At 25.5% G+C, this 13,196-nt stretch carries 12 protein-coding genes; all 12 read left to right on the forward strand.

What is annotated here, in order from left to right:
* Window positions 1–42: 42 nt before the first annotated feature.
* The 12 genes from selD to argS all read left to right on the forward strand — a co-directional run bounded on the left by selD (window position 43) and on the right by argS (window position 13,140).
* Window positions 43–1,083, forward strand: a complete 1,041-nt coding sequence (selD, locus tag HMPREF9127_RS04560) for a selenide, water dikinase SelD (RefSeq protein ID WP_482198252.1) — start codon at window positions 43–45, stop codon at window positions 1,081–1,083.
* A 24-nt stretch (window positions 1,084–1,107) separates the two neighbouring features.
* A complete protein-coding gene (gene selA / locus HMPREF9127_RS04565) occupies window positions 1,108–2,496 on the forward strand; it encodes an L-seryl-tRNA(Sec) selenium transferase (RefSeq protein WP_009448604.1) in 1,389 nt (462 codons plus the stop codon).
* Window position 2,497: 1 nt separating this feature from the next.
* A complete protein-coding gene (gene selB, locus HMPREF9127_RS04570) occupies window positions 2,498–4,402 on the forward strand; it encodes a selenocysteine-specific translation elongation factor (protein WP_009448516.1) in 1,905 nt (634 codons plus the stop codon).
* Between the two features lie 10 nt (window positions 4,403–4,412).
* Window positions 4,413–5,030 carry a response regulator transcription factor gene (locus HMPREF9127_RS04575; protein ID WP_009448735.1) on the forward strand — a complete coding sequence of 206 codons (618 nt, stop codon included), beginning with the start codon at window positions 4,413–4,415 and terminating at the stop codon, window positions 5,028–5,030.
* Between the two features lie 83 nt (window positions 5,031–5,113).
* A complete protein-coding gene (gene pheS / locus HMPREF9127_RS04580) occupies window positions 5,114–6,133 on the forward strand; it encodes a phenylalanine--tRNA ligase subunit alpha (RefSeq protein WP_009448646.1) in 1,020 nt (339 codons plus the stop codon).
* Between the two features lie 10 nt (window positions 6,134–6,143).
* Window positions 6,144–7,535, forward strand: coding sequence for a phenylalanine--tRNA ligase subunit beta (gene pheT / locus HMPREF9127_RS09110; protein WP_009449085.1), 1,392 nt, complete (start codon window positions 6,144–6,146; stop codon window positions 7,533–7,535).
* Window positions 7,514–8,509: a phenylalanine--tRNA ligase subunit beta-related protein gene (locus tag HMPREF9127_RS09115; protein ID WP_009448499.1), complete on the forward strand. Its 996-nt coding sequence runs from the start codon at window positions 7,514–7,516 to the stop codon at window positions 8,507–8,509. The genes pheT and HMPREF9127_RS09115 overlap by 22 nt, the downstream gene beginning before the upstream one ends.
* Before the next feature lie 533 nt (window positions 8,510–9,042).
* A complete protein-coding gene (locus HMPREF9127_RS07470) occupies window positions 9,043–10,386 on the forward strand; it encodes an endonuclease MutS2 (RefSeq protein WP_009449130.1) in 1,344 nt (447 codons plus the stop codon).
* A 2-nt stretch (window positions 10,387–10,388) separates the two neighbouring features.
* Entirely contained in the window at window positions 10,389–10,733 is a 345-nt protein-coding gene (locus tag HMPREF9127_RS09120; RefSeq protein ID WP_255261711.1) for a hypothetical protein, read from the forward strand.
* A 5-nt stretch (window positions 10,734–10,738) separates the two neighbouring features.
* Window positions 10,739–11,092 carry a MutS2/Smr-associated SH3 domain-containing protein gene (locus HMPREF9127_RS09125; RefSeq protein ID WP_009448656.1) on the forward strand — a complete coding sequence of 118 codons (354 nt, stop codon included), beginning with the start codon at window positions 10,739–10,741 and terminating at the stop codon, window positions 11,090–11,092.
* 56 nt (window positions 11,093–11,148) lie between these two features.
* Window positions 11,149–11,394 carry a Smr/MutS family protein gene (locus HMPREF9127_RS07485; protein ID WP_009449120.1) on the forward strand — a complete coding sequence of 82 codons (246 nt, stop codon included), beginning with the start codon at window positions 11,149–11,151 and terminating at the stop codon, window positions 11,392–11,394.
* Window positions 11,395–11,403: 9 nt separating this feature from the next.
* A complete protein-coding gene (argS, locus tag HMPREF9127_RS04595; protein WP_009448518.1) occupies window positions 11,404–13,140 on the forward strand; it encodes an arginine--tRNA ligase in 1,737 nt (578 codons plus the stop codon).
* The last annotated feature ends 56 nt before the right edge of the window (window positions 13,141–13,196 follow it).

The raw sequence follows: 13,196 nt of genomic DNA on the forward strand, positions 1-13,196 counted from the left end.
GATATAACAGTAGAATAGGAAAATAAAATGAAAAATATTGATATAAAAGATATAAAGTTAACTTCATATGCTAAAACTTCAGGATGAGCAGCTAAAGTTGGTCCAGATATTCTGGACGAGGTTTTATCCGGGTTGGATAATACAACTTCCGTTAGTGAAAATTTACTTGTAGGGATAGAAACATCTGATGATGCTGCAGTTTATAAAATTAATGATGAATTAGCTCTAATAGAAACTTTGGACTTTTTTACTCCAATAGTTGATGATCCATATACTTTTGGGAAAATAGCAGCTACTAATTCACTTTCTGATGTCTATGCTATGGGTGGAGAACCTAGCATGGCTATGAATATAGTATGTTTTCCAAATTGTCTACCACCAAAAATTTTAACTGAAATTTTAAAGGGTGGCTTAGAAAAAATGAAAGAGGCGGAATGTTTACTTATAGGTGGGCATACTGTACAAGATGATGAACCTAAGTATGGATTAAGTGTTTCAGGTTTTGTTCATCCAAATAAAGTTTGGAAAAATTCATCTGCAAAAGTTGGAGATGTTCTTATACTTACTAAACCAATAGGACTTGGTTTAATAAATACTGCTATAAAAGGTGGACTTGCAACTAAAGAAGAAATTACAGATGCTGTTCACACTATGGAAACTCTTAATAAATATGCAAAAAGAGCTGTAGAAGATAACACTATTAATTCCTGTACGGATATTACAGGATTTGGACTTATGGGACATTGTTATGAAATGGCAAAAGGATCAGGTACAACTTTTGTACTTAATAGCTCTAATTTACCTATTTTAAAAGGAGCTATTGATTATGCTAATATGGGACTTATCCCTAAAGGATGTTATGATAACAAGAAATTTGTTGGAAATAATTATATTCTTCAAAATGAGGTAGATGAAGCATTACTTAATGTAATGTTTAATCCTGAAACTTCAGGGGGGCTTCTAATTACAGTTCCAGAAAATGAAGTTGATGAAATTTTAAATAAACTAAAAAATATTCCTACAAGATTTGCTGTTATAGGAAAAGTTGAAGAAAAAAGAGAAAAGTATTTAATAGTTAAGTAATATAATTAGATAATGGAGAAATTTATGAATTTATATAAAATGATACCTAAAGTTGACCAAATTTTAGAAAATGATATGATTAAAATTCTTTTAAAGGAAAATTCTAAAAATCTAGTTATGGAGTCAATTCACGAAGAACTAGATGATATAAGAAAAAATATATCTAATGGTTGTGCTGAAGATGTAATATCAAATAGAATTACAAATTTAATTGAAAATATCAGGAACAATTTAGTAAATAAGAAAACATACAATTTAAGAAAAGTTATAAATGCATCTGGGGTTGTTATACATACTAATCTTGGCAGATCTGTTTTAAATGATGAAATTTTAGAAAATATAAAAAGCATTTCAGTTGGATATTCAAATCTTGAGTATGATTTGGAAAAAGGTGAACGTGGATCAAGATATTCTCATTTAAGTAATATTATAAAGAAAATAACCGGAGCTGAAGATTGTATGGTTGTTAATAATAATGCAGCTGCAGTTATGTTAATACTATCAACTATGGCAAAGGGGAAGAATGTAATTACGAGTAGAAGTGAACTAGTAGAAATTGGAGGTTCTTTTAGAATACCTGATGTTTGTAGAGAAAGTGGAGCAGAACTTAAAGAAGTAGGAACAACCAATAAAACACATCTTAGCGATTATGAAAATGCAATTGATGAAAAAACCGCTGCATTATTTAAAGTTCATCAAAGTAATTTTAAAATTTTAGGTTTTACTGAATCAGTAACTTCTTTTGAATTAAATTGTTTGAAAGAAAAATATAATATTCCTATTATTGAAGATTTAGGATCTGGAGTTCTCATAGATTTATCAAAGTATGGATTATCTCACGAGCCAACTGTACAAGAATGTATCAAAAATGGAGTTGATGTTGTAAGTTTTAGTGGAGATAAATTGCTAGGTGGAGTTCAGGCTGGGATTATTGTTGGAAAGAAAGAATATATTGAAAAGATGAAAAAAAATCAATTAACAAGAGCTTTAAGGGTTGATAAATTTACTCTTTCTGCACTTGAAGCTGTTTTTTCATATTATATTGATGATGAGTTAGCTATTTCGAAAATACCAACATTAAATATGTTGACTATAAAAATTGAAAAACTATATAATAAAGCTCAGAAACTTATAGAATGTTTGGGAGAAAACAATGATTTTGCATATGAAATTATAGATATTGATTCAGAAGTTGGTGCAGGATCACTTCCAACTCAAAAATTACCATCTAAAGCTGTAAAAGTGATTTCAAAATCATTTACAGAAAATGAATTAGAAGAAAAGTTAAGAAATTATGAAATTCCTATAATTACGAGAATTTATAAGGGAAACTTGATTTTTGATGTTAGAACTATTTTTGAAAATGAATTTTCTATAATTAAAGATGCAATAAATTCATTAATAGGAGAATAATATGGATAATAAGAAAAATATTATCGTTGGAACTGCAGGACATATAGATCATGGTAAAACAACTTTAATAAGAGCATTAACGGGAAGAAATACGGATAGATTAAAAGAAGAGCAAAATAGAGGTATTTCTATTGAATTAGGTTTTACTCATTTTGATTTAAACAATAACCTTAGAGTTGGGATTATAGATGTTCCTGGCCATGAAAAATTTATAAAAAATATGTTATCCGGTGTTTGTGGTATGGATATGATTATTTTAGTTGTAGCTGCTGATGAAGGAATTATGGCGCAAACTAAAGAACATTTAGATATTTTAAATTTAATAGGTATTAAAAATGGAATAATTGCATTAACAAAATGTGACTTAGTAGATAAAGAATGGACTGAACTTGTTAAATTAGATATTACAGATGAAGTAAAAGGAACATTCTTAGAAGCTGCAAAAATTATAGAAATATCTTCAACAGAAAAAAAAGGAATTGACAATTTAAAAGATGAAATAATAAGAATCGTCGATACTTTACCGGAAAAAGATTTAAATTCAAATCCTAGATTATATGTTGACAGATCTTTTTCTATAACTGGATTTGGGACTGTTGTTACAGGTACATTAATTTCTGGAACATTAAATCTTGATGAAGAAATATTGATTTATCCATCAAATAAATTAACAAAGGTAAGAAATTTACAAGTACATGATAATAATGTTAATATCGCATATGCAGGACAGCGTGTTGCAATAAATCTAGCGAATGTAAAAAAAGAAGATGTACCTAAAGGCTCAGTGTTAGTTCCGAGCAACACTTTTACTGAAAGTAGTTTAATTGATGTTAAATTGAATACTATAAATTTACCATTTTCTATAACTAATAGGACAAGATTTCACTTATATATTGGATCAAGAGAAGTCTTATGTAGAGCAATTTTGTTAGAAAACGAAGAATTAGAATCTAATAAGGAATATATTGTTCAGTTAAGATTGGAAGAACCTATAATTAGTAAAAGAAATGACAGATTTATATTAAGATTATTTTCACCACTTTATACTATTGGTGGAGGATATATAATTGATCCAAATGCTACTAAGAAAAAAAGATTTAATAGTTTTGATATAGACCGAATTAAAACTCTTGATAATTGTAATTTTAAAGAATATATTTATAATTATATTGACAGATTTAGTGATAAATTTTATCTTGAAAAAAATTATTATAATTTTTTATCGGATTCAGCTAAAAACATTTCAAAATTAATTGATGACTTAATTGAAGAAAAGAAAATTATATCATTTGGAAATAATTCTGACAGACTTGTTGTTTCTGATAATTTTATGAAAAAACTTATTAAAAGCATTACTGAATTTATTGAAAATTTTCACGAAAAATATCCTAAAAGAATTGGAGTTTTAAAAGAAACTTTAAAATCAAAATTTTTTGATTCGTTGAGCGGAAAAATAAAAAATGAATTTATGAATTACTTAATTTCTGATAGATTTAATGTTTCTGATGAATATATTTCTACTCTTGGTTTTAAAGTTTCACTAGATGATGAGGATTTTAAAAATATTCAAATACTAAAAAGTAAATTTAATTCTGATAAATTTTCAATTATGAATTTTGAAGATTTCAATCTTACATTAACTATTGAACATTTAAGAGAACTTATTTTGTTTTTAATAATTAATAAAGAAGTTATAAAATTGGATTCAGGCTATATGCTTAAAGATAATTATGATTTAGCTGTAAGTATGATTAAAGAATTTATAATTAAAAATGGTTCTATTTCTGTTTCAGATGCAAGAGATTTATTAAATTCAAATAGGAAATCAACTATGGAATTACTTGAATTTTTAGATAAAGAAAAAATAACTTTAAGAAAAGATAATGAGAGAATATTAGTGAAATAGGAGTTGTTTTATGAAATTAAAAATATTAATGGCTTTACCTATAGATTCGCAAATAAATGATTTGATGTATTCAATGCTAGATGATGAAAATTATGAAATTACTACAGCCAATAATATTGAGGATACTATAATTTTGGCGGACCAAAAGAATTTTGATATTATTATTATGGATATGTATTTTAAAGATGGCACCGGATTGGATTTAAAGAGAAAATTAAATGAATTTTGTGATGTACCAACAATAGTTACTACAACATTAAAAGATGATATGCAAAAGATTTTAATTTTTGAATATGGTGCTGATGATTACTTAATTTATCCTTTTAATATTCTTGAATTAAAAGCAAGAATTCGTGCTATAATGAGGAGATTTGGTCAAAGAAGAACGGATATTGATAATTTAATATTTGCAGATGATTTAGAGTTTAACATTGTTGGAAGAACAGTAAAATTAAAGGGCGAAGAAGTAGATTTAACTGGGAAAGAATTTGATATTTTATATATAATGGCTATTAATTCAGAAAAAATATTTAGTAGAGAAGACATTGCTAAAATTGTTTGGAAAGAAGAGCATGTTAGCGATTATAGAAAAATTGATGTTCATATACGAAGGTTAAGAGAAAAATAAATAAAGGTGATGTTACATACATCCAAACTAAATGGGGAGAAGGATACTATTATAAAAAATACAAGGTTAACTAGGAGAAAAATATGAAAGAATTAATTAGTAAATTAAGAGATAAAATTATAAATGAAATTAAAGATTCAGATAAAAATAGTTTAGAAGAACTTAGAATAAAGTATTTAGGTAAAAAAGGTGAATTTACCAGTGTGCTTAGAAACATGGCAAATGTTTCAAAAGAAGAAAGACCAAAAATTGGAGAGCTAATTAATCTAACAAAGCAAGAAATTGAGAATATAATAAACGAAAAAATTGAAATGTTTAATAAAATTGAGCTTGAAAAAAGAATTAAGGAAGAAACTATAGATGTCACTATAAATAAAAAAATTGTAGATATTGGACATAGACATCCTTTAAATCAAACTATGGAAGAACTTGAAAATTTCTTTATTTCAATGGGATTTTCAGTAATTGAAGGTCCTGAAATTGAAACTGTTGAAAATAATTTTAATAAGTTAAACTCTCCAATGGATCATCCTTCAAGAGATATGTCAGATACATTTTATATAGATAAAGAATTGCTATTAAGAACTCATACTTCACCAGTTCAAATTAGGACTATGCTATCAACTAAACCGCCTATAAAAATGGTTTCTGCTGGTAGGACATTTAGATTTGATGAAGTTGATGATACACATTCACCGATGTTCCACCAAATAGAAGGACTTGTTGTGGATGAAAATATAAATATGAGTAATTTAATAGATACACTTAATACTTTTATTAAAGAGTTCTTTGGAGAAGATATGCAAACTAGATATAGACCTCATTATTTTCCATTCACAGAACCTAGTGCAGAAGTTGACGTATCTTGTTTTAATTGTAAAGGGAAAGGTTGTAAAGTTTGCAATGGAACAGGATGGAGCATGGAATTATTAGGTTGTGGAATGGTACATCCAAATGTTCTAGAAGCATGTGGTATTGATTCCAAAAAATATTCAGGTTTTGCTTTTGGTATGGGAATAGATAGAATAACAATGGTTAAACATAAAATAAATAATATTAGATTATTATATGATAATGATAAGAGATTTTTAGAACAATTTTAAGGGGGATTATATGTTATTACCAATAAAATGGGCAAAAGAATACGTTGATATAGATAATTATATAATGGATATATGTGATAAAGTTACTCTAACAGGTTCTCATGTTGAGTCTATTGAAAAATTAGGAACAAATATTAAAAATATAGTTATTGGAAAAATTTTAGAAATATATAGACATGAAAATTCAAAAAAACTTTGGATTACAAAAGTTGATATAGGAAATGAAATTGTACAAATTGTTACAGCTGCTCAAAATTTACAACAATTTGATTATGTACCGGTTGCTAAAGTTAACTCTACACTTGCTGATAATACACAAATCAAGGAAGCAAAACTTGCTGGAGAAATTTCACAAGGGATGTTTTGTAGTTACAAAGAATTAGGATATCCTGATTCTGTTATTCCTAAAGAATATAAAGACGGTGTTCTTAGAATTTTTGATGAAAATATAGTTCTTGGAACTGATATTAGAGAAATTCTAGATTTAGATGATACTGTTGTAGAATTTGAAATTACTCCAAATAGACCTGATTGCCTATCTATTGTAGGAATGTCTAGAGAAATTGCTGCAAGCTTTAATAAAAAATTAAATGAAATTAATATTAAAGATTTAAAAAATATTAATAATAGTAGTTTATTGGAAATCAACATATCTTCAGATAACTGTAAAAGATATTCTGCTAGTATAATTAAAGATGTTAAAATTGAAGAATCAAATAGAAAAATGCAAAATTATTTATTAAATTCTGGTATAAGACCTATTAATAATATAGTTGATTTAACAAATTTTTTAATGCTAGAATTAGGACAACCTCTTCATGCATTTGATTTAGATAAATTAGAAGGAAATATTACTATTAGAAATGCTTTTGAAGGAGAAAAAGTAGTTACTTTAGATGATATAGAAAGAACTCTTTCTAGCGATGATATGCTAATATGTGATGATGTAAAGCCTATAGCTATCGCAGGAGTAATGGGACTTAAAAATTCTGAAATAGATTCTAATACAAAAAACATTTTAATTGAGTCAGCCTTTTTTACAAAGAAAGCAATTAAATTGACATCAAAGAGATTAGGATTAAAATCTGAAGCTTCAATTAGATATGAAAAGGGACTAACACCGGAACATACAGTAAATGTATTATCTAGATTTTTATATTTATTAGAAAGATATGTTGATTGTAAAATTGAATCTGTATTTGATGTTAAGAGAGAGGAATTTATTCCTACAAAAATAGAATTTGATCCTAATTTAGTAAAAAGGTTATTGGGAGTTGAAATAGATAATTCAGAAATTCTTAACTACTTAGAATTATTAGAAATTAAAACAGAAGTAAAAATAATTATATATATTGTACTATTCCTTATTTTAGAACAGATTTGTCTATTCAGGAGGATATAGTTGAAGAGATAGGAAGACTATATGGATTCTCTAATCTTAATCCTATGCCTATTTTAGCCCCAAATACGATAGGTAGAAAAAGCAAGAAGAGAATTTATGAAGATAAGATTAAGAATATTTTATTAAATTTAGGATTGTATGAAATTACAACTTATTCATTTATAGGTGGTAATATTATTGGAAAATCAAAGATGAATACTCATAATACAGTTAAAATTTTAAATCCGTTAGGAGAAGAATTTAGCATCATGAGAAAATCATTAATTCCAAATGTTATTGATGTTTTAGCTAAAAATTTAAATTATAAAAATGAAGATTTATTAATTTATGAACTTGGTAATACTTTTCACATTGTTAATGGTAATAAAGTTCCTTTAGAAAAGAAAAAAGTAGTGATTGGTTGTTATGGGAAATATGATTTTTATTATGTTAAGGATATAGTAGTAAATTTATTAAGTATTTTAAATATTGAAAATTATGAGTTTGTAAAGAATGCTTCAATTGATTATTTTCATCCTGGTGTATGTGCTGATATAATTGTAAATGGAGAAAAAATTGGTGAAATTGGACAAATATCTTATGAGGTTTGTAAGAATTTTTCTATAAAGAAAAAAATATTTGTATGTGAAATAGATATTGAAAAAATTAGAGATAAATCTAGTTTAGTTAGAATATATGAGCCACTTATTAAATACCCTGCTGTAAAAAGAGATTTAGCTATAATTGTAGATAAAAATATTGATAGTGGTATGATTGAAAAAATATTTAGAGATAATTCAAATAATTTATTAAAGAATGTGGAACTTTTTGACATTTATACCGGAAATCAAATTGATGAAGGAAAAAAATCAATGGCTTATAAATTAACTTTTCAATCTAAAGATAAAACATTAGTTGATGAAGATATTAATACCGTCATTGATGGCATGTTGAAAGATTTAAATGAGAAATTGGGTGCATATCTAAGGTTTTAATTAGGAGAATATTATGGATGCTAATAAAATAAAAGTTAATATAGCCGGCACGGTTTATACAATAATAGGTGAAAAACAAAGACTGAAGTAGAAGATATTGCTAATTTTGTGGATGAAGAAATAAAAAAATTACATCTCAAAATTATTTATTAAATTCAACTATGGCTGCTACTTTAGTTGCATTAAATGTTTCTAGTGATTATTTTGATTTAAAAAAGAAATTAACTTATTGAGTGAAGATAGTGAATTTCCTTTAAAAAACAAGAAGAATTTATAAAAAATAATCAAAAAATTGAAAAAGAGAAAGAAGAATTAAAACAAACTGTAAAAGAACTAACAGATAAAAATAATGTTTTAGTTCGTACAATAAGTACACTTGAAAAAAGGTATGAAAATTTAGAAAAAATTTCTTATGATAATTTCTATGAGTTAAAACAAAAAAATGAAAAAATTATAGAATTACAAAATGAAATTGTTAAAATAAAAAATGAATACATTAATAGAATTATTAAATTTGGAGAAAAATAATAATAATGAATAATAAAGTACTAAAAACTTTAGAATTTTATAAAATTATAAATATGTTATCAGACCGTTCTCAAAGCATTATAGGTAAAAAAGTTATTAAAAATTCTGAAGTTTCTACAGATATGATTGAAGTACAAAGACTATTAGATGAAACAGATGAAGCCTATAGATTTATAGTAAAGCATAGATTACCAGGAATTTCCAATATTCAAGACTTAGAAGAAGACTTTAAACTTTTAGAAATAGGACAATTTTTTTCTCCTAGAAAGCTTTTAGAAGTATGGAAACTTCTTAACACTTCGAGATTTTTGAAAAATATAATTTCTTATGATGAGTCTTTAGAATTTAAAAATATTTTTGAACTTTTAAATTCATTAAATACAGCTGTTCAGTTAGAAAGAGATTTAGAAATATCTATAATATCTGAAGATGAGATTTCTGATGATGCAAGTTCTGATTTAAAAAGAATTAGAAGAATGATTAAATCAAAAAATGATTTGATTAGAGATAGATTAAATCAATTGATTTCAACATCTGATAAGTTAATGGATAATTTATATACTTTAAGGGATGGTAGATATGTAGTTCCTGTAAGAAGTGAATTTAAAAATTCTTTTAAAGGTATTGTTCATGATCAATCTGCATCAGGTCAAACAGTTTTTATAGAACCTATGTTTGTAGTTGATTTAAATAATGATTTAAAAAAGTTAGAAATTGATGAAGAAAAAGAAATCGAAAGAATTTTAATGGAATTTTCTAAACGTGTTTTAGAAATTTTACCAGAATTAATTTCAAATTTAAATGTAATTGCTAATATAGATTTTATATTTTCAAGAGGAAAATTGGCATATGATATGGAAGCTATTAAACCTATAATAAACAATAATGGAATCATTTCATTAAAATCAGCAAGGCATCCTCTAATTGATAAGGATAAAGTAGTTCCAATTGATATTTCCCTTGGTAATAGTTTTAATACTTTAGTTATTACAGGTCCGAATACCGGAGGTAAGACTGTAACTTTAAAAACTGTAGGCATTTTAACTTTAATGACTCAATATGGACTTATGATACCTTGTGCAGATAATTCAGAAGTGGCTGTATTTGATGAATTATTTGCAGATATTGGTGATGAACAAAGTATAGAGCAATCTTTAAGTACTTTTTCATCACATATGAAAAATATAATAGAAATAATAAATAATGCAAAAGAAAATTCTTTGATTCTATTTGATGAACTAGGATCTGGAACTGATCCCGAAGAAGGTTCGGGACTTTCAATTTCTATATTAAATTATTTCTTAGAAAAAACATTAGAACTATTGCAACAACTCATTATAGTCAATTAAAGATGTATGCTATGACAACTGAAAACGTTCAAAATGCTGCAATGGAATTTGATGTTGAAAAGTTAGAACCCACTTATAAATTAATCATTGGTATTTCCGGGAAATCAAATGCTTTTGAGATTTCAAAAAAATTAGGTCTTGATGAAAGCTTTATAATTAATGCTAAAAAGTTTATATCAAATAATGAATTATCTTTTGATAAATTGGTCAGTAATGTTGATAATAGGCGTAAAGAATATGAAGAGCTTATTATTGAACAAAGAAAAATATTAAGTTTTAACAAGAAAATTAAAGAAGAATATGAAGAAAAACTTGAAAAATTTAATAAACAAAAAGAAAAAAGATAAAAAAATTGGATGAATATATTGAAAATTCAATATATGAAACAGAAAAATTTTGTAGAGAAACAATTAATCATATAAACAAAGCCAGATCAAAAGAGCAATCTACTAAGTTGAAAAAAATATCTGAAGAAATATTGAAGAAAATAGATAAAATTAATCATTCTAAAATGATTAAAAAAGAAAATGAATCTAATATATTAAATGAACCATTAATGTTAGGCGAAGAAGTTAAAGTTCTAAGTTTAAATGAAAATGGATATGTACAGACATTACCGGATAAAAATGGAAATTTACAAGTTAAAATAGGTATTTTAAAAGTAAATGCAAATATTAGTGATATCATTAGAATTGAAAAATTATAGATCATTCTAAAGATAAAATATCTTATTCAAAATCTAATTTTATTAAAAGTGATAAAATGTTTAATAATAAGATAGATGTAAGAGGATATAATACTGAAGATGCAATTTATGAAATTGATAAATTTTTAGATGATTCTTTTATAGCTAATTTAAACGAAGTAACAATTGTTCATGGTAAGGGAACTGGAGTTTTAAGAAAAAATATTTCAGATTTTCTGAGAAAACATAAGTTGGTTAAGTCTTTTAGCTTTGGTAAATTTAATGAAGGTGGAGATGGAGCTACCGTTGTAAAACTAAAATAGGAGAAAATTATGATAAACTTTAAGGATATAGTTATAGATACTATTTATGATTTAGATATAAATTTAAATAAAGAAGAAATTAAAGAATTGATAGAAATTCCCCCTAATCCAGAAATGGGAGATTTTTCATTTCCTTGTTTTAAATTATCTAAAACTTTAAGAAAAGCACCAAATTTAATTTCTGAAGAATTGGTAAATAGAATTAATATAGATAATAGTATATTCTCAAATGTGAAAAATGTTGGTCCCTATATTAATTTCTTTATTAAAAATTTGGAATTTTCTAAAAATGTTATAAAAGAAATACTTGATAAAAAAGAAAAATATGGATCTACACAAGATAATTTAGATAAAACTATTGTTATAGATTACTCTTCAACAAATATAGCTAAACCGTTTCATATTGGACATATAAGAAGTACATTAATTGGAAATGTAATTAAAAATATATACAAATTTTTAGGCTATAATACAGTTGGTGTAAATCATCTTGGAGATTATGGAACTCAGTTTGGAAAAATAATTGCTGCATACAAATTGTGGGGGAATGATGAAGAGATAAATGCTGATCCAATAAATCAGTTACTAAAATTGTATGTTGATTTTAATAATCTATGTAAAACTGATGAAAAAATGTTAGAAACTGCCAGAGACTATTTTAATAAATTAGAGAATGGAGATGAAGAGTCTGTCAGACTTTGGAACTGGTTTAAAGATATTAGTTTAATGGAATTTCAAAAAGTTTATGATAAATTAAAAGTTGAATTTGATTCATACAGAGGTGAAGCTTATCATTCTCAGTTTATTGATGATGTTGTTAAAGAACTAGAAGATAAAAATTTATTAATTGAAAGTGACGGATGTAAAATAGTTAATCTAGATAAATATGATTTACCACCTGCTTTGATTTTAAAAAGTAACTCTTCCAGTACTTATATAACAAGAGATATTGCAACTGCATTAACTAGAAAAAAAGACTATAATTTTTATAAAAATATTTATGTAGTTGCAACTCAACAAAAATTACATTTTCAACAATTAAAAGCTGTTTTAGAAGAAATGGGATATGAATGGGCTAAAGATTGCATTCATGTTTCATTTGGGATGGTAAGTGTAAAAGATGACTTTCTAGGAACTTCAGCAAAGTTAAGTACAAGAGAAGGAAATGTTATATTTTTAAACGATGTACTTGAGAAAAGTGTAGAAAAAACTCTAGAAATTATAAATGAAAGAAACAATTCTCTTGAAAACAAAGAAGAAATTGCTAAAGAAGTTGGTATTGGTGCTGTTATATTTCAAGAACTATTCAATACTAGAATTAAAGATTATTCTTTTGATTGGAATAATGTTCTTAATTTCGAAGGAGAAACTGGTCCATATATTCAATATTCTGCTGCAAGAGCTAATAGTATATTAGAAAAGAATGATTTTTATTCAAAATTAGATAGTATTGATATTTCAAAAGTTTCAAATTATGAAATGAATATAGATGAATTATCTTTAATTAAATCAATCTATAAATTTGAAGATATTTTATTAGATTCAGCAAAAAAATATGAACCTTCAATACTTGCAAGATATATAACTGAAGTTTCAAAATTATTTAATAAATTTTATAATTCTTGTCCTATAAACAATCAAGAAGAAAATATTAAAGAATTTAGACTTGTATTAACATATTGTACAAGATTACTTATTGAAATTGGATTGACCCTTTTAGGTATGGATACTCCTAAAAAAATGTAGGTGAATATGGATAATTTATATAATTATTTTAAAAAATTTTCTGATAAAGTATATTT

Source organism: Parvimonas sp. oral taxon 393 str. F0440, assembly GCA_000223315.2.
Lineage (GTDB): Bacteria > Bacillota > Clostridia > Tissierellales > Peptoniphilaceae > Parvimonas.